The sequence below is a fragment of the Acinetobacter sp. IK23 genome (assembly GCF_035615275.1).
In the GTDB taxonomy this organism is placed as follows: Bacteria; Pseudomonadota; Gammaproteobacteria; order Pseudomonadales; family Moraxellaceae; genus Acinetobacter; species Acinetobacter seifertii.
On the sequence record NZ_JANBNX010000005.1, the window covers coordinates 145,899 to 169,742 of the forward strand.

Here is a 23,844-nt window from a genome sequence, read left to right on the forward strand (position 1 = left end):
CTATGTCTGACGCTCAAACCGCTCAAAATATTGCCACCACATACGATCCAACCGAGATCGAAAAGAAGTGGTACAAAACGTGGGAAGAACAAGGTTACTTCAAACCTTCTGGTCACGGTGAATCATTCTGTATCATGATTCCGCCACCAAACGTCACTGGTAGTTTGCACATGGGCCATGGTTTTAACAATGCCATTATGGATGCCCTCACCCGTTATAACCGCATGATGGGTAAAAACACTTTGTGGCAACCGGGTACTGACCATGCTGGTATTGCAACTCAAATGGTTGTTGAGCGTCAACTTGGCTTACAAGGTGTAACTCGTCACGACTTAGGCCGTGAAAAGTTCATCGAAAAAGTTTGGGAATGGAAAGAACAATCTGGCGGCACAATTACGAAACAAATTCGTCGTTTAGGTTCTTCGGTAGACTGGTCACGTGAACGCTTCACGATGGACGAAGGTCTATCAAACGCAGTTAAAGAAGTATTCGTTCGTTTGCACGAAGACGGTTTAATTTACCGTGGTAAACGTCTTGTAAACTGGGACCCTAAACTTCAAACAGCACTTTCTGACCTTGAGGTAGAAAGCAAAGAAGAAAAAGGCTCACTTTGGCATTTTAAATATTTCTTTGAAGACAAATCAGTTAAAACTCAAGACGGCAAAGACTATTTAGTCGTTGCAACAACTCGTCCTGAAACTTTACTTGGTGATACTGCGGTTGCTGTTCATCCTGAAGATGAGCGTTATGCACACCTTGTTGGTAAAAACATTGTATTGCCAATTACAGGTCGTTTAATTCCGATCGTTGCCGACGACTACGTTGAAAAAGACTTCGGTACTGGCTGTGTAAAAATTACCCCTGCTCATGACTTCAATGACTATGATCTAGGTAAACGCAATAGCTTGCCAATCATTAATATCTTCAACAAAAACGCCGAAGTTTTAGGCGAGTTTGAATATATTGCCAAAGCTGGCGAACAAATTTCTAAAACTATTACTGCACCTGCGGAATATGCTGGTTTAGAGCGTTTTGAAGCACGTAAAAAATTAGTTGCTCAAGCTGAAGCTGAAGGCTGGTTAGATCAAATCCAACCGTATGACTTAAAAGCGCCACGTGGCGACCGTTCAGGCGTGATCATTGAGCCATTACTGACTGACCAATGGTACGTAAAAATTGCGCCGCTTGCTGAACCTGCAATTGAAGCAGTTCAAGATGGTCGCATTAAGTTTGTTCCAGAGCAGTACAGCAACATGTACATGGCGTGGATGCGTGATATTCAAGACTGGTGTATTTCACGTCAGCTTTGGTGGGGTCACCGTATTCCAGCTTGGTACGATGCAAATGGCAATATCTATGTTGGCCGAAATGAAGAAGAAGTCCGTGCGAAAAACAACATCGCGGCTGACGTTGAACTTAAACAAGACGAAGACGTTCTTGATACATGGTTCTCATCTGCACTTTGGACATTCTCAACTTTAGGTTGGACTGGCGATGCGCAAAAAGATGCAGCAAATGATTTCTTAAAAACCTTCCACCCAACAGATGTGTTGGTGACTGGTTTTGACATCATTTTCTTCTGGGTTGCCCGTATGATCATGATGACCCTACACTTCATGAAAAATGAAGATGGTTCATCGCAAGTTCCATTTAAGACTGTTTACGTTCACGGCTTGGTACGTGATGGTGAAGGTCAAAAAATGTCGAAGTCTAAAGGTAACGTACTTGACCCATTAGACTTGATTGACGGTATTGATTTAGAAAGCTTAGTTGCAAAACGTACAACTGGCCTAATGAACCCGAAAGACGCAGCGAAGATTGAAAAATCAACGCGTAAAGAGTTCCCAGAAGGCATTAATGCTTATGGTACTGACGCAGTTCGTTTCACGTTCTGTGCGCTTGCAAACACTGGTCGTGACATCAAATTCGACTTAAAACGTGTTGAAGGCTACCGTAACTTCTGTAACAAAATCTGGAACGCAACTCGTTTCGTTCTGATGAATGTTGAAGGTCAAACTGTTGGTACCGACGCTCGCCCTGATCTATGGGAACTTCCAGAACAATGGATTATGAGCCGTCTGCAAAAAGCGGAAGCTGCTGTACACCAAGCGTTTGTAACGTATCGTTTAGACCTTGCTGCACAAGCGATTTACGACTTTATCTGGAATGAATACTGTGACTGGTACGTTGAGTTAACTAAACCAGTTCTAAACGATGCAGAAGTTTCAGAAGAGCGTAAAGCTGAAGTACGTCGTGTGTTGCTTGCAGTAATGGAAGCATCATTACGTTTGGCTCATCCGCTTATGCCATATTTGACAGAAGAAATCTGGCAGACTCTTGCACCAATGCTTGGTCAAGGCGGCCCAACGATTATGACTGCTCAATACCCTATTCCTGAGCAAGCAAAAATCAATGAACAAGCTGAAGCAGATATGCAATGGCTTCAAGGTTTGATTGGTGCGGTACGTAACATCCGTGGTGAGTTGGGCTTAGGTAATGCGCGTTTGTTGCCAGTATTACTTCAAAACACATCTGATGCTGAACGTGAACAAATCATTCGTATTGAAGCATTGTTCAAAGCACTAGCTAAAGTTGAAAGCATTGAGTTCTTGAATAAAGACCAAGAACCACCGTTATCTTGCTCTAGCGTTGTTAGCCATGCATCGGTATTTGTACCAATGAAAGGCTTAATTGACCCTAAAGCTGAGCTTGCTCGTTTGCAAAAAGACTTGGATAAAATCCAAAAGCAACACGACCAAATCGCGGGCAAACTTGCAAACGAAGGCTTTGTATCTAAAGCACCGGCAGCGGTTGTTGAGGGTGAAAAAGCGAAGCTTGCTGAGTTTGCTGCTCAGTTAGAGAAAGTTAAAGCGAATATGGAGCAGATTGCTGCGCTTTAAGGTGTTGTTAATTTAATCCAATTTGTGTATAAAAGGCTGATTATTCAGCCTTTTATATTATCAAAATGAAATATATTCAAAGTATTAATGCAAAATTAGATTTTTTAAACCACAATGTAAATATTGATTTAAAAGGGCGAAATTTAATTTTAACGGGGAAAAATGGTGTTGGTAAAACCAGATTTCTAAATCAATTAAATAATACAGTTCTAAGTAAACTTATTCATGATATCCCCCATATTTTTCAGCATCATTATATGCAAAAAGTTAATATTATAAATATTCTAAAATCAGAAACATCTGATTTAGAAAATAGTTTTTATTATAAAAATCATATAGAAAATTTAAAAAATAATATAAACCCCTTAAATCTTTTAAATTTTCTAGAGGAACTATTAGGTAAATCTGACTCCTACAACCCTCAAGAAACTGAAGAATTTATTAAAAAAGCAACAGAATTAAAAAATATAATTTTAGAATATAAAACTTTTCTACAAAATAGCAACCTTAATTATTTACCTATACACTCACCTATATATAATATTGATTATCTTATTAATGAAATAGGTTCTACTCATAATCAAGAAAATATTAGTTTAGCTGTGAATGGAATAGGAAACTTAAACCAAAACATACAAGCATCAAAAGTTACTTTTAATTTTTTCCCCGCCCATAGACAATCTCAAATTACACCCTCTACAAATACTACTGACTTAAATCAATATATTAATAGTGCAAAGCATGAATATTCCTCTAAATTAGGACAATTTCTAGAACAATATTTATTAAATATTAGAATTGAAAAATCTCTTGCTTTATCTGAAGAGAATGACAACGAACATGCAGATCAAATTGATTCTTGGTTCCAAAAATTTGATGAGGATTTAAAATTTTTATTTGAAGATGAATCAACTAAATTAAAATTTGATTATAAAACAAGAAAATTTAGTCTAATGCAGTCTCATCGTGAATTTACATTCCAATCTTTATCTTCAGGCTTTACAGCAATATTTGATATTTATAGTGACTTATTAATGAGGTCTAGACTTTTAAATATTCTGCCTAATGAACTAAATGGGGTAGTTCTAATTGACGAAATTGATGCCCATTTACATATTTCACTTCAGAAGAAAATCTTACCATTTCTTACCAAATCATTTCCAGAAGTTCAATTTATTGTAAGCACGCATTCTCCTTTCGTGATCACTTCAACAAATAATGATACTGTAGTTTATGATATTTCTAGTGGTGAATTTTTTGAAGAGGATTTAAGTCTTTATTCTCATGAATCTATAATAAAAGAACTCTTTCATGTAAAGGAAGAAAATGAAAATATTAAAATACTATCAGATCAGCTTTTACAGTTCATTGAATCAGAAAACTTAACTCAAGACCTAAATACAATTCAAGAATTATTAAATGAAATTAATAAAGATTTTGAAAAGTTATCAGTAGAACTACAGCTCCAGTATATGGTTGCTAAAAATAAACTTGCTAAATTAAAACATGAGGCAAACTAATTCATGTTTTCAGTTACTCGACCTACTACTTTTCCTAAAAGTTTAACAAAATCTACTAAAGACTACCGTGCTGCTGATGTTGTTGAAGTACTTCAAGATATATTTTTTTCTAAATGTTATCTATGTGAAAGAAAAGGATTCTCTGACGTAAATATTGAGCACCGTGATCCACACGAAGGCGACCTTATTAAAAAATATGATTGGAATAATCTTTTCTACGCATGTGTTCGATGTAATGGTATTAAAGCCAATATATATAAGAATATTATAGATTGTTGCCAAACTTTAGATGTAGCTCAAGCTATTGAGTTACACTGCCCAATAGTCAATAACGATGACCATAAAGTAATTGTAACAGTTGGAAGTTTAGCAAGTACTATCGAAATTGAATCTACAATTAAACTTCTTGACCAATGTTTTAATGATACGAATACAGCTCTAAAAGGTATAAGTAGGCACACTTTAATAAAGCAGATACAGAAATATCAAACTAAACTTTTAATTATTAAGGATGAGCTTTTGGATGATTCATTGATACTAACTTCTTCTGAAAAAAATCTGAGAATAGAAAAGTTAAAGGTTATGTGTGACCCTGAATTCCCTTTCTCTGCATTTTGGAAATGGTATATCACTCGTGATGTTGATTTATCAAAAATTGTTGGAAATGTTTTTTGATTGGCTCTAACCCTCTCCCATACGGAGAGGGTGAAAAGCATTAAAGCACTCCATTCTCCAATAACATCTCCACTCCACTCACTTTTTTCATATGCTTTAAACGCTCTTTTTCCCACTTCAACTGCTGCTTTAGCTCAGCACAATCAGTATCTATAGCTTTATACACATCACTAATATGTACATGCTCTGATTTTATATTCTTTGCTAACTGAAAAGAATCTAAGATCTCAGCAATTTGGCTTTCAAGCTGCTGACTTTGTGCATCCAAAGCCAGTTTATAAAACCGCAATTGCTCGGCAGATAATTCTTTAGCGCCTAGCCCTTTATTCTGTTCAAGCTGTAACTGGAGTTTGAGTAAATAGAACAAGTCCTGCTTTTCATAGGCCTGACTTGCCAGTTGGAACAACTCAGTTTTTTCTTCTTTTTTGGTTTCATCTTGCTCACGGTCTGGGTGAATCATCGCGGCAATTTTTAAATAGACTGTTTTAAGCGACTGTGCTGCCATTTGCTCAGCTTGTTCACGTTTCTGTTGCTGTCTTTGCTGTTTAGCTTGTTCTCGCGCTTGTTGTTGCTCGGCTGCGTATTGCTCAAAGTCTTCTTCAAACTCTAAACCTTGATCAGCACTTTCTTCATATCCAAATTCTATTGGCTGAGCTTTTTTATTCTTTTTTACAGACTCCCCCGCATGTTGCTGATAAAAGGTATCGATTTGCTTTACTAACTCTAACTGTTCAGCAGATAGCATTTTGGAGCGCTTCAACATTTGTGCAAGCTGGGCAATTTTTTCGTCTAGTTGTTGTATATCTGCTTTAGAAAACTCATGGCTATGCAACATATTCCAAAGTTGATCCAACTGCTGAAATAAGACCTCATGTAAATCGCTATACACAGGCATCAGTTTTTGCCGAATGTGCTGTTGAATCTCGGCTTACGCATTTTGCCATGTGCTTAGGCTAATTTTTTGCTGTTCTATTTTATCAATCAGGCGATTCAGTTTTTTCTGCTGTGCAGACGGTTCAGACCTTTGCTGCAAGCTCACTTTGAGATCAAAGGACATACTCATCCACCCGAAAAAGAAAAAAGTGTAGCAATAATCAGATGAGGAAGGTAGCCAAGCATTCTTTAAGTCAGAATCAGCCTATTCATTTTTAGAAAATAGAATGCGACTTATCTAAGTTATAACCTAAGAAATCCACCAAATTACTAATGGTAAAGTCACGGCCGCACATAAGGTTTGAAAGCTAATTACAGCTGCCATAAGCTGACTATCGCCACCCAAAACTTTAGTTAAAATGTAGGAAGCAGAAGCAGTCGGTAGCGCAAAGAAAATAACTAAAATTTGTGTTTGTAAACTTGGTAAACCAAACCACGTACAGACCGCGTAAGCCAAGGCAGGCACAGCTAAAAGTCGCGCAAACGTATCTGCCGCTAATACCACAATATCTTTTTTAATTTGCAAAAACTGTAAAGCTGCGCCAACACATAGCAAACCTAGTGGCAAACTCGACACCGAAAAAAGCTTAATAAACTGAGTAAAGCCATCCCAAATCGGGATATGAAGTGCATTGACTGCTGCCCCGACTACACACGATGCAATTAAAGGGTTTTTAAGCAGTGCAATCAAAACAGGTTTAATTGCCATGTGTTCTTTAGAGGTTAGAGCAAGCACCGAAATAATATTTACAAGTGGAATGCAAAGTGCCAATAAAATTGCCAGTATTGCCATTCCTTCACTTTTAAAAAGCGAAGTGACTAGAGCCAAACCAATATAGGTATTAAAGCGAACCATACTTTGTACATGCACACCAAAACGTGCAGGTGGTATGTGCCAAAACATTCGGAGTATGTATAAAAAGGTGGTCACAGCTAAAACCACAATCAACATCGCAATAATCGCTGTACTCAAGCTTTGTAAGTCAATTTTCGCGGTCGATAACGTACTGAAAAGCAAAGCGGGAAATAAAATATAGTAATTAAGCTTCTCTGCCCCAGCCCAAAACTCATCGCTAAAAAAACGATATTTTTTAAATAAGAATCCCGATGCAATTAATGCAACTAAGGGAAATAGAGATAAAACAATGCTATTCATTTCTTTACTCGAGTTTTGTTGAGGCTTGCTGTTTTTGGCAATGACCTTGGCTTACTCATATATTAAAGATAATGAAAACTCATGATAAAATGAGTTTTTACTCATAACAAATACAACATGAGCTTTACCCAGCTTGAAATTTTCGCACTTATTGCTGAACTAAAAAGCTTTACTGCTACAGCAGAAAAGCTGGGAATTTCACAGTCGGCAGTTTCCCATGCGCTTAAATCATTAGAACAACAATGGGGCATTAACCTCATTTCACGAACTCAAAGCGATATTGAGCTGACTACGACAGGTCAACAGTTATTGACTCATGTAAAAGAGCTATTGAGTATTTCCGATACATTAGAAAAAGAAGTGGCAGCGATCCATGGTTTAAACGAAGGCACATTACGTATTGGCTCTTTTGGGGCGTCATCCTCTATTTATTTACTGCCTGAAATTTTAGAAACCTTTCGGCAGCGTTACTCAAAAATCGAAATTTATATTGATGAAGGTGAAGATAAAGAAGTTGCTCAATGGTTATTAGAACGGCGCATAGAAGTTGGTTTTTTGATTATGCCAGATGAGCGTTTTGACACGTTTCCATTAATTGAAGATCGTTTTGTTGCCCTAATTCCGAATGGTTACCCGCTCGCACAACAACTCTATATCGATCCAGCACAGCTAGAAAACTACCCTTTTATTATGACAATGGCGGGTAGTCGACATCAGGTCGAATTAATTTTAAAAAACTTTAATGTGAAGCCAGACATTAAATTTTATGTTTCACAAATTTTGAGTATTGTGAGCATGGTTCACAATCAGTTGGGAGTGTCTATTGTGTCTGATATGGTCATTACCAAAAAGCTACTCTCACTTTATCCAAACGTGGTTAAACGCCCTTTTAAACCGAACCTTAAACGTTCTATTGGCCTTGCAGTAAAAAATAAAAAACACATCAGTCCAGCCGTAAAAGCATTCATAGAAGTTGCTCAAGAGGTTTGGTCTAATCAATAATTTAGTCAGAATTTAATTCGTTTTATATTTTAATAACGAACTCATTTAGGTCATTTTATAAACAAATTGGATGACTTTTATCATAAAAATGTGCCATAACAGCCTATTTTAAGCAAATTAACGCACCATTTATCGCCATAAATTAATTTTACAATCCAAATTGGTGCGCTTATTGCATATTCACTTTTATGCAATTGAGTTTGTTTCGACAAACTTAGGTTTTTAGATTCCTTAAATCTATTTTGGTGCAATTTACAGACCCAGATTTGTTCCAAAATGGAATTTAGCACTTTTTTCGAGCATGCTATGCAAAATGTAGATCTATTTTTCTTATTACTTGGTGCAGTTTTGGTTCTAGCCATGCACGCAGGTTTTGCATTCTTGGAACTTGGTACAGTTCGCCACAAAAATCAGGTGAACGCGCTTAGTAAAATTCTGACTGACTTTGCCCTTTCTGCAATCGCCTATTTCTTTGTTGGCTACTATATCTCTTATGGTCAGCATTTCTTCCATGACGGCACAGCCCTAGCAAGTGATCATGGCTACAACCTTATGCGTTGTTTCTTTTTACTTACTTTTGCTGCGGCAATTCCTGCGATTATTTCAGGTGGTATTGCTGAACGCGCCAAAATGCGTTCACAAGCGATCGCAACGCTCGCTTTAGTTGGTCTGGTTTATCCTTTTTTTGAAGGTATGGTCTGGAATGGAAACTACGGTCTACAAAAGTGGTTAGAAACGACCTTTGGCGCAGCTTTTCACGACTTTGCTGGTTCAGTCGTAGTGCATGCTATGGGTGGTTGGATCGCGTTGGCTGCTGTTATTTTATTGGGTGCACGCTCTGGTCGTTATAAGAAAGATGGTCGTGTAAGTGCTCACCCTCCTTCTTCTATTCCATTTTTGGCACTAGGTTCATGGATTTTAATTGTGGGCTGGTTTGGCTTTAATGTAATGAGCGCTCAACGTCTTGATGCCATTTCTGGCCTAGTCGCTATTAATTCACTCATGGCAATGGTGGGCGGAACCATTACCGCAAATGCAATTGGGAGAAATGACCCGGGTTTCTTACATAACGGTCCACTTGCTGGTTTAGTTGCAATTTGTGCAGGATCTGACATTGTTCATCCTATTAGTGCACTTGTGATCGGTGGTGCAGCTGGTGCAATGTTCGTCTACCTATTTACCTATACTCAAAATAAACTCAAGGTAGATGATGTACTAGGTGTATGGCCATTACATGGTGTTTGCGGCGCATTCGGTGGTATTGCCGTAGGTTTATTTGGTCAAAAGTGGCTGGGTGGTTTAGGCGGCGTATCTTTCATTTCTCAATTGATTGGAACAACACTCGCTATTGCCATTGCACTCGCTGGTGGCTTTATTGTTTATGGCTTACTTAAAGCAACTATTGGTATTCGTTTATCTCAAGAAGATGAGTTTAGAGGTGCAGATTTATCTATTCATAAAATCTCTGCCAACTCTGAAGAAGGTATGTTTTAATTCAGCGATTATGAAGCAGGATTTAAATATCCTGCTGCATACTGCGCTATATAAGTAAAACTTCTTAAATAAAAACACTAATTATTGATTAAAAAATATTCTTTTAAGTCTTTATTTAATCAATTTAGAGTATTGAAAAATATATTAATTTTAATATTATCTTAAGATTTATAGATGAAATATTAAATAGTTTAAGAACAATTTAAGTTTTATTTTATGTAATGCCTTCAATTCACGCTTAAATTGATGTTACAACACAATGAATCAACAAAAACATTTTTTTCAGCTTCAGCTTATTTTTCTTACCATCAGTTTTTTTATACTTTTATTTGTATTTCCAGTGGGTGGAAAAATTGATATGTATCTTATCCAACCTTGGATTGATTCAACTGGTCAATTTTTTAATCGGGAAAATTGGTATCTTGAAAGACTTAATCATCAAATCGTAAAAGATATTATTACTGCGGTTTATATTATATTCTTTGGCCTCTGGCTTGCTTCATTTAAAGTAGAAAAGCTAAAAATATATCGCTGGCAATATGGCTATATGTTTTTTGTCAGTATGATCGGTAGCGGTGTTGTTGGTCTACTCAAGTCACAATCTGCTCATGCCTGCCCTTGGAATATGGTTCATCCTAACAGTTTAGGTGGCTATATTTGGGACTTCACGGCGAAACACGGACATTGTTTCCCGGGTGGTCATGCTAGTGCCGGTTTTATCATCATGACTGGTTATTTTGTTTATCGCCTCGAACAACCTAAACGTGCTTACTTTTATTTAATTGCAGGCATTTTATTGGGTTTTATGATGGGCTGGGCACAAATGATGCGAGGAGCACATTTCTTAAGTCATAACTTATGGACTGGTTGGGTCGTTTGGGCAGTTAATATTTTATTTTATGCGATTTGTATTCATCGCTTTGAGTTTGAAAAACAATTAAAACAAGAGCTTAGTTAAGCTCTTGTTTCATTTACATGTAGTACTTTAGGTAACTTCACTAAAACAGAAAGACCACCAAGCTCTAAACTCTTGTCGAGACTTAAAGTTCCACCAAGTCTTTGAGTTGCACGGTCTACAATTGATAAACCTAAACCACTTCCTACTTCTAGATGGTGGTGTACTCGATAAAAACGTTTAAGTACCTTATCGTAATTTTCAGGGTCTATACCTGCACCACTATCTTCAATTTGAATACATGCGTAGTTATCTGGGTCGGTATAAACTGAAATGTTAATAACGCCTTGATGCGGTGTGTATTTAATCGCATTATCAATTAAGTTAAAAATAATCGAATGCACAGTAGGTTCAATACTATGCATCTCAACAGGATCATTTCTCACAAAGCCTAAATCGATTTCTTTTTGCATGGCTAAATTAACTAACTGCTCAACGCAATTTAAAGCCACATCGTTAAGCTGAAAATAGCCTGTAGGTTCAACCATACTAAGCGTTACGTCTTGCTTTGCCAGTGCCAAAAGCTGTGTAACCAGATGCTGAATACGTGCCAATCCCTTGCTTAAGTTGTGCAACGACTCATGTTCAGGGAACTGGCTTAGCAAAATCTTGGTTTGTAAGTTCAGTGCAGTAACAGGTGTTCGTAGTTCATGAGCAGCATCTGCAATGAATTGCTTCTGTTCATTTTGTGCTTTAGAAATACGGTCGAACAGACGATTCATTTCATCAATGGTAGGTAAAAGCTCCTGAGGATAATTATGCACCTCAATTGGTGTCAATTCCTCAGAATCTCGTTCCATTAACTCATTTTTAAAATCATCTACTGGTTTTAAACCACGACTAATAATAGCGGCCAAGGCAAATATCGCAAAAGGTAAAATAATTAAATAAGGAATGAACATGCTGCCCGCAAGCTCCCATGCGAAAGCTTCACGAACACGTTCTTGTTGACTCACCTGAATTTGATAGTCTTTTAACGGTAGAACATATGTTCGGACTACACCCTCAGCGGTTTTATGTGAATAAAACCCAGCTTGCTCGACAGGAGGAACCAATAAGTGCAGATGATGAGATAAATTAGCCTGATCTTTATAAGCCCAGATATCTAAAAATAAATCTTCTTCGTGGTAAGTTCGATGTAAGTCAAACTTGCTACTTACTGCTTTTAAGGGGTACTCAGCTGTTCTTTCGGCTAAGTACTGCATTTGAGTATCTAAAATTTCATCGACTTCTTGAAGTGCAACCTTATATGCACTAAAAATCAAAATACAACCTAAGATCACACTGAAGATTGAGGTGCCCCAAATCAGTCGCTTTTTTAGTGAATAATGCACGTTCATGAAGTCCCGAAATCTTAAATTATGATTGACCTAAACGGTAACCCAACCCTCGGATCGTTCGAATAAAGTCTTTACCCAACTTTGCTCTTAAATGATGGACATATACTTCAATCGTGTTGCTAGTCACATCACTATCAAAATCATATAACTTATCTTCCAAATTAGCTTTCGAGAAAATTTTATTTGGATGACTCATAAGCGGAATCAGAATTGCCCACTCGCGGTTTGATAAATCAATACGTTGCCCTTTAAATGTTGCAATATGCTGTTCAACATTTAAAACCAGATCACCACTTTCTAAGAGTTGATCTTGGCTCGCAAGTTGAGCCTCTACCCCTGTACGGCGTAATAACGCATGAATGCGAGCAAGTAACTCATCGAACTCATAAGGCTTAATTAAATAATCATCTGCTCCCAGATTTAAACCATCAACACGGTTTTGCAACTGATCACGCGCAGAGATAATCAAGACTGGTGTTGCTGCTCTTTGACGGATCTGCTTTAACACCTGCATACCATCCATCATTGGCAAGCCTAAGTCTAAAAGAATGAGATCAAACTTATTCTTTGCCAGTTGGGCCAAACCATCTAAACCGTTATTGACCCATTCCACCTCGAATTGATGATATTGCAGCAACGTAGTCGTTGACTCTGCAATCATAAAATCATCTTCAATCATCAAGATTTTTGTCATGTTCTAGGCTCGCTTTAGTTTACATTGGCACAAGAGTGCAACATGTCGAGTTGAGGGTTGATGACCTGAGTTTTTACATCCAACAAACTTAACAAACTTGGGAATAAATTATCCTGACTTAACTTTTGTTTGGTTTGTTGGTTTAAACAATTTACTTGAGCAAGATTATGTTTTTTCCAGTCATCAGAGAACCACATGATCATTGGGATATGCGTTTGTTGGCTCGGTGCGATTGAATACGGTGAACCATGTAAATACATACCATGTTCACCTGTAGACTCACCATGATCAGATAAATACCAGAAACCTGTTTGATAATTCGATACTTCTTTTAAAGTATTAATCATTTGGTTCAATACATGGTCTGTATATACGATTGTATTATCATAAGTATTTACGAGTTCAGCTGGCGAGCAACCCTGTATCGCATTGGTATCACAAGTTGGTTTAAATGGTTGGAACCCATCAGGTGCACGCTTGTAATATGCTGGCCCGTGGCTACCCATCTGATGTAATACAACTAAACGTGGACGCTTATCATCTTTTGGAATAGAAGCCAAATACTGTTTTAAGCTATCAACCAGAATGCCATCAAGACATTCATCATCTTTACACCACTTTTGCTTTAACTCTTCTGGAATTTGATATTGCTCAACGCGATCGCATGCACCTTTACAACCTGAGTTATTATCAATCCAAGTCACTTGATAGCCTGCACGTTTAGCAATATCCAGTAATCCTTCGCGGTGACCCGCTAACTGCTCATCATAATCAGCACGTGACATACCAGAGAACATACATGGCACAGAAACTGCTGTTGCCGTACCACAGGATGTCACTTGTGAAAAGTTTAAAATATCTTGTTTAGAAAGCTCTGGATTTGTATTTTTGGCATAACCATTAAGCGAGAAGCTTTCAGCACGTGCGGTTTCACCCACTACAAGCACCATAAGCTTAGGTAAATCTTTCTGAGTTTGTTGCACTTGATGAGCATCTTCACCATATTTCACAAGTGGAAGATTTTTCTTAGGTGCTTTTTTACGGTAATAAGACATGACCGAAGAAATGGTATTCTGAGGTGATATCATTCCTTTTAAATCACGATGCTCTCTAAATATTGCTGCAAAATCGACATAATAAGTAAACAGCAAACCACCTACGACCGCAAATGCAAGAGCAATTGAAAGTACTTTTTTAAGTAAAAGCGGAAGTATTTTTTCTGATTTGAGTTTGACCTGAGTAATCAAAAATATAGGTAAAACCACAAAGAAGATGGTCCAGAGTGCAAAACGCAAAGAAAGTAAATCTGTAACTTCAGAGACATCTGTTTGCACGATATTTTGAATTTGGTCAGGTGAAACAATCACACCCAAAGTATTTACAAAATATGAGCTAAATCCACCAATAAATACCAACAAAATGGCAAAAAATTTGGCTGTCCATTTCCAGTTTAAAATTTGTAAAGCTGCATAATAGATAGCAACAACAATCACTACGGTAGCCGCTAAAAATAAGGTTGCTTTTATACCTAAATATGGTGTTAATAAGTGAACTTTCTTATAAAAACCAATATTTAGAATTGCTCCTAACCAAATGGCTATAATGACGTTGAACATAAACAGGGAAATCTGCTTATTTCTTAATTTAGAAAAAAAACTCAGCATCTCTGGTTACTACGACCTTTTATCATCTTCTAATGTAAAAATTGAAACTTAAAAATGACTTAAATACTAGAATGATCGGTATAAATCATTTTTAAGCGCTTAGTATTATTTAACTCAACTACAAATAAAAAGTCGAGGTTAACTAGAACCTCGACTTTTTCACACTTAAATCTTTGAAAAATTAGAAGCTATATTTTGCCATTAAACCAATACGGTTATCTTTGTAAGACTTGCCAGCAAATGTATCACGCTTACCGTTAATATATTCAAGACCTAAGTCAATTGGCTTAACAGGTGAATAAATAAAGTTGATCCACGCTTGCTGAACTTTTTCATTACCAGCTGTATATACTTTAGCATAATCCGTGCCATCATCAGCAAATTCTGCACCGTACGCTAAAGTTGAGCGTAAGTTAGGTAGAATTTTATAAGTACCACCTACTTGTACAGCAACAAATTTATTTTGCTCGATATTGTTATTTACCAATGTATAGGCAGCGTTACTACCGTATAAATAGCTACTATCACCAACTACATATGAAACATCAGCAAATACTTTTAAAGGATCAGAAACTTTAAAGTCTGTACCCGCAGCAATACCCCAGCCAGTTTTATTATCATCACCAATTGATGATTTATAATTTTCCACTAAAGCACGAGCTGATGCAGAACCTCTACCGTCTGCATAACCTTGAGTAATTTTAGCAGTTAATGCAGGTAAGCTATACTTGATACTATCGCCAGTTGCCGCAGAAGTGCTATCGCCTTTTTCAGCAGAAACAAACAATTGTGTAGTTGGACCTAACTTATAGCCATAGCGTACTTGCGGTACACGTTTAGTACCACCACCGACGTTTGTCGAGAAGTCGATCATTTCTGGTGCATGGCTTGATAAGAAATTAGATGTCGTTTGACCAAATAACCAGTCATTATACGTTAAGTAAGCATGGCGAATACGCAATGAACCATTTGAATCTGTTGTTGAACCAGCAAAGTCAACTTCGAGTTTACCGCCCACTTTGGCATCATTTACTGGAGCAGTAAAATCTAAGCCAAGACGTGTTGTTTTAGCAGTTGCACGTAATTTATCGTGTGTTTTACCATCAGTCTTACTAACGTCAGCAAAGTCATTATCTGCACCTTCGATAATGTAGTTAGCATCACCACGAACAAAACCATAAAGGTTTACATCGGCACCAGCTTTAGATTTAAATCCAGCTAATGGCGAAGCTGGCGCAGAAACTGGTTGTGGCTGTGCTTTAACTTCAGCTAACTGTACTTGCTGTTGTTGCTGTACTTGTTGCTGCTGCTGTTGTACTTGACGCTGTTCTTTAACTAATGCTTTTAATGCTTCAACTTCTTGACGAAGTTTTTGAATTTCCTCTTTTTCAGAGGTTGCCGCATTTGCCCCACTCATCATTAAAGCTGTTACTGTAATAGCTAAACTTTTAACAACAAACGATTTACGATTAAGGAATAGATCCATCAAAAACTCCTAAAAATATATTTTATGTCGCTTATCCATGCCAAGTTGATTCGTGTGACCATTGAGCACTAAAAAATCAACTCTTCTCCAAATTTGATTGCATTAATTTTATTACCGCAATCAAAACCAATTTTAACGCTGGGTAAGATTAAAAATTCCAAATCAAAAACATCAAAACAGCTTTTTGTTTACAGAACTTTTACCTTAACTTCATGTTGTAACGAATCCTACACAACTCTCTTATCTTATAGAATGATTAAATCATTATTTCATTATTCTTTTTTAGACTTTAGGCTAATATACAGTCTAATTGAATATTCTTTTATCCAAATCGATTGATTCACATGATTTTTCTTGTTATCCGCATCCCTTTTCTCCATCTAGCTTCCATTTGCTACTCAAACAAGATGGCATAATTAATAAGCCATTTGAATAGCTAAAAATATACATTTTTAAAAGAATGACTAAAATACATAACCACCATTTTTTAACATAACTTAAGCTGATTTAAGTCTCTTTATTTCATCGACTTAATATCATTTTTTATACAGTTTTTGTTGCTTTCCATACGTAAATAGGAATTAAAAATAGTACAGCAATAGTGACAATAGCTATCAAATAATGGAAATAACCAAGTACATCTCCAATAACACCACTCAAAGTATAAAGCCCACCACTTACGGTCGCCATGACCGAAACCTGAAAAGTAAAATCAGTGCCTGCATAGTTCTTTCGGCTGTAATGCATGACTAAGGTTAACATTACAACGAGTAACATCGCGGCAAAGGCATCTTCTAAAGCATTTATAGTATAGATAAGCCATGCATTTATTTTTATGTTTTGCTCGTAAGCATAAGCCAAATAAACATAAGCACCTAAACTCATGATTTTTAATATTGAAAAACTAATTAATGTAGTTGGTCTAGACAAATACTTTAATACCCACCCTGCAATAAATGCCCCCACTAAAGCAGCTACAGCGCCTAGCATAGTGATGTAAACACCAATTTGGGTAAAACTTAATCCCATATCAACCATTAAGGGTTTGAGTAACGGCCCAGCTAAGCCATCGGCCACTTTAAAAGTGATAAGTACCATTAACCAAGATCGAAGTTCTTTATTTTGAGAAAAATAACTCAAATAAGCCTTAATTTTTGTGACTAAATTTAGCTGGCTAGGTTCATTAGTAGAATGAGAACTATGAACAGGTTCTTTAAATAGTAAAACTGGTAGCGTATTGACGAAGACTAAAGCAGCTAGTAATAAAAATGTCGGCTGCCATGACAACCAGTCTAGACACCACAGCACAGCTCCCCCACCCACGATAAAACCAAGCCGAGAACCTACCACTTGAAAAGTATTTCCCCAATGCTGCTGATCGTGTTGCAATAAATTAACAGCTAAAGCATCGGTTGCAATATCTTGTGTTGCGCCCGTCAAGTTCATAAATAACAGTGCAATAAAAAATATAAATAAGTACAGCGGCTGATCTAAGGCTTGAATGGGAAAGAAAGATAAAACACAAAGTACGGCCACCGTCAAAAGCTGAGTAGGTAAAATCCAGCTCCGATAATGTCCTAAGCGTGAAATCGCATGACGGTCTACCCACGGTGCCCAAAATATTTTGATTGACCAAGGCAGCATGAGCAGCCCAAAACCACCAATATGTGCTAGTGAAACACCTTGGGCTCTTAATATTACTGGCAAGGCATGGGTCATAAACCCCACAGGTAAGCCTTGTGCCCAATAAAGGGAAAAGAGCAAAAAATAAAGATTTTGCTGTCGGAACATATATACCTACTTTTATTTCTTTATGCGGTAATCACATGAAATACCATGTGTGGTCTTACATTTTGCCAATGAAGCACAGATTTCAAAAGATTAAGATAAAACAAAGGATGATTTAAAACTTAAAAATATGGAACAACATTTCCCTACCCTCCCTCCAGAGGTACCTCAACGTGGTAATGCTTTAAGTCGAGCATTATTTAAAAAACTTTTTTTGGCTCAAGGTTGGACTATAGAAGGTGAAGTGCCCAACTTTCCTAAAGCAGTAGCTATTATTTCTCCCCATACATCTAATATTGATGGCTGGTATGGTTTTCTTGCCATTTTTGGATTGGGTATTCAAATTACGGTGCTAGGCAAAGACAGTCTATTTAAGCCACCGTTTAAACGCGCTCTAGATTGGGCAGGTGTTATTCCTGTAAAACGTGACTCAGCCAATGGACTGACGGAACAAGTAGTAGCCACGATTCAAGACTATGACAAAATTTGGATTGGCATGGCACCTGAAGGCACACGTAAGAAAGCAAAAAAAATGAAGAGTGGTTTTTATCATATTGCTGCAAAAGCCAATATTCCGATTGTGATGTTTTCTTTTGATTATGATCGTAAAACTATTCACTGCCTAGGACACTTAAATCCAAGTGGTAACTATGATGAAGATCTACAAAAGATTTTTGAACGTTATAAAGGAAAAATATCACCGAAAAATCGTAATTGGCTTGCGGAGCCTTTACAAAATCTTGTGAAAAAAACCTAGCAAAAGTTGAACGAATCTGGTCTGATGAGCCATCTTAATTTATCTTGCCATAGATTGTTTTTAAAGATGAAAATTGCTCAATTTGCCAGTATCGGATTTATCTCTTTAGCCCTATTCGGCTGTGATAAGTTCAGCAAAACACCAACACCGACCACTTCAGTTAAAGCACGCGAACCAGTAATCGCACTTGCCTTAGGTGGCGGTGGAGCAAAAGGATTTTCACATATTGGTGTTATCAAGGTTTTAGAATCACATGGTATTAAGCCTAAAATTGTTACGGGTACAAGTGCCGGCAGTTTTGTAGGAAGTATCTATGCCAGCGGACAAACACCTTATCAGCTCCAAAATCTTGCACTTAAACTGCAAGAATCTGATATTCGTGATTTAACGCTTAATCGCCAAGGTATTATTCTTGGGCAAAAGCTACAGGACTACGTGAACCGTAACGTTGGCAACAAGCCGATTGAGAAGTTCCCAATTCGTTTTGCCGCGGTAGCAACTCGCCTTGATAATGGTCAAAAAGCTGATTTCATTAAAGGTAATGCAGGTCAAGCCGTACGCGCGTCTTGTAGTATTCCAAACGTATTTGTACCTGCAACTATTGGTAATCAAAAATATGTAGATGGCGGATTAGTTAGCCCAATTCCTGTAAAAACAGCACGTGATATGGGTGCAGATATTGTGATTGCGGTTGATATTTCAGCACGTCCAGCAGGAAATCGCCCAGCGAATATGTGGGGATTACTTGATCAAACCATTAATATTATGGGTCAACAAAGTATTAATGAAGAGTTAAAGCTAGCAAACGTAGTCATCCAACCTAAAGTCGGACACCTAGGTACACTCGATTTAAAATCAAGCAATGAAGCTATTTTAGAGGGTGAGAAAGCTGCTCAAGGTCAAATTCGTCAAATTGAAACTGCAATTGCGAATTTCAAAAAATCTCCAGCCGCATTTAAGCCAGCACCACGTCCTAAATTTTAATTGAGGTGGTTTTTTTCTATCCACACCTACCATCATCTGCTACAGTGGTAAAAGTGATATGAGATCACTTTTACCCATCATAAAGATATATAAAAGAGCAGATCTATGGAGTTTGTTGTAGAACCTTGGCACTGGTTTGTATTGGGTATCTTACTTATTCTTTCTGAGCTGATTATCCCTGCTTTTGCCGCTCTCTGGTTTGGTATTGCAGCCATCATGGTTTGCTTTCTCTATTGGCTATTTCCAGATATTAGCCTCACAACACAAATTGTATTGTGGATTATTTTATCGGTGCTGTGCACTATTCTTTGGTTCAAATTTATTAAACCATTGTCGATTGATAAAACTAAAGCGGGTTTACCTCGTGAAGCCACCATTGGGCAAATTGGTATGGTGATTCAAACCGAACTCGCTCATGACCAAATTATTGTTCGTTTCCCTATGCCTATTTTAGGGGCCGATGAATGGAACTGTCGAAGCACCACCCCTGTGAAAGTCGGTGATCGGGTTCGAGTCATTGATATTTCGGGTAATGACTTAATTGTCCAGCCCCACAGTACTTCATAAACATTAAAGATAAAGAGAGGTTATTTTCATGCCAGTTGGTACCATTATTGTTTTAGCCTTTTTGGCTTTTGTAGCAGTTACCATTTTTAAAGGAGTACGTATTGTTCCTCAAGGTTATAAATGGATTGTTCAGCGTTTAGGCAAATATCATTCTACACTTAATCCAGGGCTTAACTTCGTTATTCCTTATATTGACGAAGTGGCATATAAAGTCACCACTAAAGATATTGTGCTTGATATTCCATCTCAAGAAGTGATTACGCGTGATAATGCTGTATTACTTATGAATGCAGTAGCATATATCAATTTGACTACTCCCGAAAAAGCAGTGTACGGCATTGAAAACTATACATGGGCCATTCAAAACCTTGTACAGACTTCACTACGTTCTATTGTTGGTGAAATGGATCTAGATGATGCACTGTCTTCACGAGATCATATTAAAGCTAAACTCAAAGCTGCGATTTCTGATGATATTTCGGATTGGGGTATCACTTTAAAAACCGTAGAAATTCAAGACATTCAGCCATCTTCAACCATGCAAGCTGCCATGGAAGCGCAAGCTGCTGCTGAACGTCAACGTCGTGCTACAGTGACTAGAGCTGACGGTGAGAAACAAGCTGCTATTTTAGAAGCTGATGGGCGTTTAGAAGCATCCCGCCGTGATGCAGAAGCACAAGTTGTCTTAGCAGAAGCATCTCAAAAAGCGATTGAAATGGTAACAAGCGCAGTGGGCGATAAAGAAACACCTGTCGCTTACCTGTTAGGTGAACAGTACGTTAAAGCAATGCAAGAGATGGCAAAATCAAGCAATGCCAAAACTGTTGTGTTACCTGCCGATGTTTTAAATACAATTCGTGGCATTATGGGAAAGCATAATTAATTTAATTGCTTCAAATAAGTCATTGAAATACAAACGGCGACCATCAAGTCGCCGTTTTTATATTGAGTATTATTGGTTGTTTAATCTTTTCTGATCTTTCAAAGGGAGCTTTTTTACAACCAAGTCATAAGAATCGCGAATCAAATCTTGAAGTAAATCACGTGTTAAGTTTTTATGCGGATTAATAGAGATCCAGTGTTTTTTATTCATGTGATACCCCGGAATAATAAAAGGATAAAGCTCCTGATATTCCTGACTTTTATATGGATCACATTTAACAGTAATCATTTTTGTGCCCGTTCCTTCCCCTACTAACAAAAACACCTTTTCTAAAATTTTAAAGACGTCGCATTCTGGACCAAAGGGTTGGCTTTGCTCACTAAAAGGAAGATTACACGCAATCTCTATTGCAACTTGATGGAGCTGATCACCATTCATTCTTATCTCCTTTATTCATTCAATATGAATACAAGCAGGATTATTAATTTGATTTTATATTAGTTGGTACGGGCTAAAAGGAATTGTGAAATCTCAACTAACTCTTTTGCATTTTCACCAAAATGCGCTAAAGCCTCAAAAGCTTGGTCATGCAACTCTTTTGCATAAACCTGTGCTTGCTCAAGTCCCATTAAAGCAGGATAAGTCGACTTTTGTACTTGTTCATCCTTACCCGCAGTTTTACCTAAAGTTTCAGTGCTTGAGGTAATGTCCAAAATATCGTCTTGCACCTGAAAAGCCAGTCCAATCGCTTGTCCATACTGGCGCAATTTCGGAATTGCTTGATCCGTTCCAGAGAAAATTGTCACTGCACCCATCATAATGGCAGCCTGAATAAGCGCTCCCGTTTTATTACGATGGATATTTTCTAGTTCGTCTTGAGAAATTTGTTTAGCTTCAGCTTGTAGGTCTAAAACCTGTCCACAAACCATTTTAGAGCTGGCTGTTGCTAAAATTTGAATTTGCTTTAATACAATTGCAGCATCAGTTCCCTGCCCTTGCTCATCAAATAAACGGCTACCTAAAACCTCAAAAGCCATTGATTGTAAAATATCGCCTGCAAGTAAAGCGGTATCTTCACCAAATGCTACATGACACGTTGGCTGACCACGACGAAGCAAGTCATTGTCCATACAAGGCAAGTCATCATGCGCTAGCGAGTAACAATGAATAAGTTCAACTGCAACTGCAGCACGGCGAGCCGCAGCAAAATTTGGATTATCTTGTAAAGAAGCTGTGGCGTAACACAAAGCCGGACGAACACGTTTTCCACCAAGCATAACGGCATGGTGTACTGCGCTTTTTAAAGGTTCAGGAATTGAAAATGCAGCGAGTGTTGTCAATAAATCTTGTTGAATACGTTGTTGAGCTTGTTTTAAAACATCCGCATTAACTTGAGAGAGTGATGACACAGTCGCCTCGTAAAATCAGTAGAGAAATTTTATTAAATGTTATGAAACATTCGTGTACTACATCATACACGATTCGCTGTAAAAAGTGCGTGATGTGTTATGGATGCCACATGCAAAAGAGCCTCTCTATAGTAGAGAGGCTCCTTCATTTAAATAACTTTTAGAAACTATCGCCCGGAACTCGAACCCAGCCTTCCATTAAGACACGTGCACTACGACTCATAATGGCTTTTTTTACCACCCATTGGCCATTTGCAAGTTCAGCTTGAGCACCAACACGTAATGTTCCAGAAGGATGTCCAAAACGCACTGCTTCACGCTCGCCACCACCAGCTGCTAAATTTACCAATGTACCCGGAATGGCAGCAGCCGTACCAATTGCTACTGCTGCTGTTCCCATCATGGCATGGTGAAGTTTACCCATCGACAAAGCACGAACCAGTAAGTCGACATCATTTTCTGAAACGTTTTTACCGCTTGAAGCTGTATAATTTTTCGGTTTAGAAACAAAAGCAATTTTTGGTGTGTGCTGACGCGCAGCTGCTTCTGAAATATCTTTAATTAAACCCATTTGTACAGCCCCATATGCACGAATTTTTTCAAAACGTGCCAATGCTGCTGCATCACCATTAATATGATCTTGCAACTCTGTACCTTGATAACCCAAATCTTCTGCATTTAAGAAAATGGTTGGAATACCTGCATTAATAAATGTTGCTTGAAAACTGCCAATCTCAGGTACATCTAGTTGGTCGACCACATTTCCTGTTGGGAACATATCGCCGCCTTCTTCACCATCATCGGCAGGGTCTAGAAACTCAATTTGAACTTCAGCAGCAGGGAAAGTCACTCCATCCAGTTCGAAGTCACCAGTTTCTTGAACTTGACCATTGCTAATAGGTACATGCGCAATAATGGTTTTTTGAATATTTTTTTGCCAAATTCGAACAGTACAGAGACCATTTTCAGGAATTCGATTTGCATCAACCAAACCATTTGAAATCGCAAATGAGCCAACCGCAGCAGTTAAATTACCGCAGTTACCGCTCCAGTCCACAAAAGGCTGATCTATTGAAACCTGTCCAAACAAATAGTCGACATCATGATCTGGCTGGGTACTTTTAGCCAAAATAACAGTTTTACTTGTACTTGAAGTCGCTCCACCCATTCCATCAATTTGTTTACCATAAGGGTCTGGACTACCAATGACACGTAGTAAGAGTTGATCTCTTGCTTGACCTGCCACCTGAGCTCTTTCCGGCAAATCATCAACTTTAAAAAATACACCTTTACTGGTTCCACCACGCATGTAAGTTGCTGGAATTTTAATTTGCGGTACTGAGCTCATATCAACTGTTATCCTTACTATTGTGTTTTTATATCTCGAAACAAACAGACTTGTTTAGTCATTCGCTTCATCTTAAATCGTTTTGTGATCTAGAGATAGCGTTATGCTTTTATACATCAATCGTATTGACGCAGACTTATTTTGAGAATTTAGATTCATGCTCGCAATGACCGAATTAAGCAAAATCATGAAAAAAAGAGTCTATCAAAAAATATATTTTTAGAATATTTTCCAATCATTTTTGCATTATTAAAAGCAAGTTAATGATTTTAAATATTTTTTAGTGTTA

Annotated in this window: 19 protein-coding genes and 2 pseudogenes; 10 read left to right on the forward strand and 11 right to left on the reverse strand. The window is 37.7% G+C overall.

The window, feature by feature from the left end; all coding sequences use genetic code 11:
- The first annotated feature begins 2 nt into the window (after window positions 1-2).
- From MSG95_RS05975 to MSG95_RS05985, 3 genes are all read left to right on the forward strand, one after another.
- On the forward strand, window positions 3-2,900 hold the full coding sequence (locus MSG95_RS05975) for a valine--tRNA ligase (protein WP_004705856.1): 2,898 nt from the start codon (window positions 3-5) through the stop codon (window positions 2,898-2,900).
- A gap of 65 nt (window positions 2,901-2,965) precedes the next feature.
- Window positions 2,966-4,420: an AAA family ATPase gene (locus tag MSG95_RS05980; RefSeq protein ID WP_004705855.1), complete on the forward strand. Its 1,455-nt coding sequence runs from the start codon at window positions 2,966-2,968 to the stop codon at window positions 4,418-4,420.
- Between the two features lie 3 nt (window positions 4,421-4,423).
- Window positions 4,424-5,095, forward strand: coding sequence for a hypothetical protein (locus MSG95_RS05985; RefSeq protein WP_004705853.1), 672 nt, complete (start codon window positions 4,424-4,426; stop codon window positions 5,093-5,095).
- 40 nt (window positions 5,096-5,135) lie between these two features.
- Here MSG95_RS05985 and MSG95_RS05990 read toward each other — a convergent pair.
- Window positions 5,136-6,152, reverse strand: a pseudogene (locus tag MSG95_RS05990) (molecular chaperone DnaJ).
- A gap of 126 nt (window positions 6,153-6,278) precedes the next feature.
- Window positions 6,279-7,184, reverse strand: a complete 906-nt coding sequence (locus MSG95_RS05995) for an AEC family transporter (protein WP_077164705.1) — start codon at window positions 7,182-7,184, stop codon at window positions 6,279-6,281.
- A gap of 117 nt (window positions 7,185-7,301) precedes the next feature.
- Here MSG95_RS05995 and MSG95_RS06000 point away from each other — a divergent pair, with 117 nt between their 5' ends.
- From MSG95_RS06000 to MSG95_RS06010, 3 genes are all read left to right on the forward strand, one after another.
- On the forward strand, window positions 7,302-8,186 hold the full coding sequence (locus tag MSG95_RS06000) for a LysR family transcriptional regulator (protein ID WP_004705850.1): 885 nt from the start codon (window positions 7,302-7,304) through the stop codon (window positions 8,184-8,186).
- A gap of 306 nt (window positions 8,187-8,492) precedes the next feature.
- Entirely contained in the window at window positions 8,493-9,680 is a 1,188-nt protein-coding gene (locus MSG95_RS06005; RefSeq protein WP_004705849.1) for an ammonium transporter, read from the forward strand.
- Between the two features lie 259 nt (window positions 9,681-9,939).
- Complete coding sequence (locus MSG95_RS06010; protein ID WP_004705848.1) at window positions 9,940-10,638, forward strand: phosphatase PAP2 family protein; 699 nt, start codon at window positions 9,940-9,942, stop codon at window positions 10,636-10,638.
- Here the strand turns inward: MSG95_RS06010 and MSG95_RS06015 are convergent.
- From MSG95_RS06015 to MSG95_RS06040, 6 genes and pseudogenes are all read right to left on the reverse strand, one after another.
- Window positions 10,635-11,969, reverse strand: a complete 1,335-nt coding sequence (locus MSG95_RS06015; protein ID WP_025469260.1) for a two-component system sensor histidine kinase PmrB — start codon at window positions 11,967-11,969, stop codon at window positions 10,635-10,637. The genes MSG95_RS06010 and MSG95_RS06015 overlap by 4 nt on opposite strands.
- Window positions 11,970-11,994: 25 nt before the next feature.
- Complete coding sequence (locus tag MSG95_RS06020; RefSeq protein ID WP_004705846.1) at window positions 11,995-12,669, reverse strand: DNA-binding response regulator PmrA; 675 nt, start codon at window positions 12,667-12,669, stop codon at window positions 11,995-11,997.
- 14 nt (window positions 12,670-12,683) lie between these two features.
- Window positions 12,684-14,333, reverse strand: a complete 1,650-nt coding sequence (locus MSG95_RS06025) for a phosphoethanolamine transferase (RefSeq protein ID WP_031944592.1) — start codon at window positions 14,331-14,333, stop codon at window positions 12,684-12,686.
- Between the two features lie 181 nt (window positions 14,334-14,514).
- A complete protein-coding gene (locus tag MSG95_RS06030; protein WP_004705844.1) occupies window positions 14,515-15,819 on the reverse strand; it encodes a DcaP family trimeric outer membrane transporter in 1,305 nt (434 codons plus the stop codon).
- A gap of 272 nt (window positions 15,820-16,091) precedes the next feature.
- A pseudogene (locus MSG95_RS06035) lies at window positions 16,092-16,281 on the reverse strand (hypothetical protein).
- 81 nt (window positions 16,282-16,362) lie between these two features.
- On the reverse strand, window positions 16,363-17,610 hold the full coding sequence (locus tag MSG95_RS06040) for an MFS transporter (protein ID WP_004705843.1): 1,248 nt from the start codon (window positions 17,608-17,610) through the stop codon (window positions 16,363-16,365).
- A 127-nt stretch (window positions 17,611-17,737) separates the two neighbouring features.
- On the opposite strand from MSG95_RS06040, the gene MSG95_RS06045 reads away from it, so the two are divergent.
- From MSG95_RS06045 to MSG95_RS06060, 4 genes are all read left to right on the forward strand, one after another.
- Window positions 17,738-18,364 (forward strand): lysophospholipid acyltransferase family protein, encoded by a 627-nt coding sequence (locus MSG95_RS06045; protein ID WP_004705842.1) that lies wholly within the window; start codon window positions 17,738-17,740, stop codon window positions 18,362-18,364.
- Window positions 18,365-18,430: 66 nt separating this feature from the next.
- Window positions 18,431-19,348, forward strand: coding sequence for a patatin-like phospholipase family protein (locus MSG95_RS06050; RefSeq protein WP_004705841.1), 918 nt, complete (start codon window positions 18,431-18,433; stop codon window positions 19,346-19,348).
- 105 nt (window positions 19,349-19,453) lie between these two features.
- Window positions 19,454-19,915 (forward strand): NfeD family protein, encoded by a 462-nt coding sequence (locus tag MSG95_RS06055; protein WP_004705839.1) that lies wholly within the window; start codon window positions 19,454-19,456, stop codon window positions 19,913-19,915.
- Between the two features lie 28 nt (window positions 19,916-19,943).
- Window positions 19,944-20,798: an SPFH domain-containing protein gene (locus MSG95_RS06060; RefSeq protein WP_004705838.1), complete on the forward strand. Its 855-nt coding sequence runs from the start codon at window positions 19,944-19,946 to the stop codon at window positions 20,796-20,798.
- Window positions 20,799-20,867: 69 nt separating this feature from the next.
- Here MSG95_RS06060 and MSG95_RS06065 read toward each other — a convergent pair whose 3' ends face one another.
- The 3 genes from MSG95_RS06065 to prpF all read right to left on the reverse strand — a co-directional run bounded on the left by MSG95_RS06065 (window position 20,868) and on the right by prpF (window position 23,555).
- Complete coding sequence (locus MSG95_RS06065; RefSeq protein ID WP_004705837.1) at window positions 20,868-21,236, reverse strand: MmcQ/YjbR family DNA-binding protein; 369 nt, start codon at window positions 21,234-21,236, stop codon at window positions 20,868-20,870.
- A 59-nt stretch (window positions 21,237-21,295) separates the two neighbouring features.
- Complete coding sequence (locus MSG95_RS06070; protein WP_000097114.1) at window positions 21,296-22,207, reverse strand: polyprenyl synthetase family protein; 912 nt, start codon at window positions 22,205-22,207, stop codon at window positions 21,296-21,298.
- A 160-nt stretch (window positions 22,208-22,367) separates the two neighbouring features.
- A complete protein-coding gene (gene prpF / locus MSG95_RS06075) occupies window positions 22,368-23,555 on the reverse strand; it encodes a 2-methylaconitate cis-trans isomerase PrpF (RefSeq protein WP_004705836.1) in 1,188 nt (395 codons plus the stop codon).
- Window positions 23,556-23,844: the final 289 nt, after the last annotated feature.

Bases quoted from the DNA above. Each gene is read 5' to 3' on its own strand.
- MSG95_RS05975 (WP_004705856.1), top strand. From the start codon at position 3: ATGTCTGACGCTCAAACCGCTCAAAATATTGCCACCACATACGATCCA.
- MSG95_RS05980 (WP_004705855.1), top strand. From the start codon at position 2,966: ATGAAATATATTCAAAGTATTAATGCAAAATTAGATTTTTTAAACCAC.
- MSG95_RS05985 (WP_004705853.1), top strand. From the start codon at position 4,424: ATGTTTTCAGTTACTCGACCTACTACTTTTCCTAAAAGTTTAACAAAA.
- MSG95_RS05995 (WP_077164705.1), bottom strand. From the start codon at position 7,184: ATGAATAGCATTGTTTTATCTCTATTTCCCTTAGTTGCATTAATTGCA.
- MSG95_RS06000 (WP_004705850.1), top strand. From the start codon at position 7,302: ATGAGCTTTACCCAGCTTGAAATTTTCGCACTTATTGCTGAACTAAAA.
- MSG95_RS06005 (WP_004705849.1), top strand. From the start codon at position 8,493: ATGCAAAATGTAGATCTATTTTTCTTATTACTTGGTGCAGTTTTGGTT.
- MSG95_RS06010 (WP_004705848.1), top strand. From the start codon at position 9,940: ATGAATCAACAAAAACATTTTTTTCAGCTTCAGCTTATTTTTCTTACC.
- MSG95_RS06020 (WP_004705846.1), bottom strand. From the start codon at position 12,669: ATGACAAAAATCTTGATGATTGAAGATGATTTTATGATTGCAGAGTCA.
- MSG95_RS06025 (WP_031944592.1), bottom strand. From the start codon at position 14,333: ATGCTGAGTTTTTTTTCTAAATTAAGAAATAAGCAGATTTCCCTGTTT.
- MSG95_RS06030 (WP_004705844.1), bottom strand. From the start codon at position 15,819: ATGGATCTATTCCTTAATCGTAAATCGTTTGTTGTTAAAAGTTTAGCT.
- MSG95_RS06040 (WP_004705843.1), bottom strand. From the start codon at position 17,610: ATGTTCCGACAGCAAAATCTTTATTTTTTGCTCTTTTCCCTTTATTGG.
- MSG95_RS06045 (WP_004705842.1), top strand. From the start codon at position 17,738: ATGGAACAACATTTCCCTACCCTCCCTCCAGAGGTACCTCAACGTGGT.
- MSG95_RS06050 (WP_004705841.1), top strand. From the start codon at position 18,431: ATGAAAATTGCTCAATTTGCCAGTATCGGATTTATCTCTTTAGCCCTA.
- MSG95_RS06055 (WP_004705839.1), top strand. From the start codon at position 19,454: ATGGAGTTTGTTGTAGAACCTTGGCACTGGTTTGTATTGGGTATCTTA.
- MSG95_RS06060 (WP_004705838.1), top strand. From the start codon at position 19,944: ATGCCAGTTGGTACCATTATTGTTTTAGCCTTTTTGGCTTTTGTAGCA.
- MSG95_RS06065 (WP_004705837.1), bottom strand. From the start codon at position 21,236: ATGAATGGTGATCAGCTCCATCAAGTTGCAATAGAGATTGCGTGTAAT.
- prpF (WP_004705836.1), bottom strand. From the start codon at position 23,555: ATGAGCTCAGTACCGCAAATTAAAATTCCAGCAACTTACATGCGTGGT.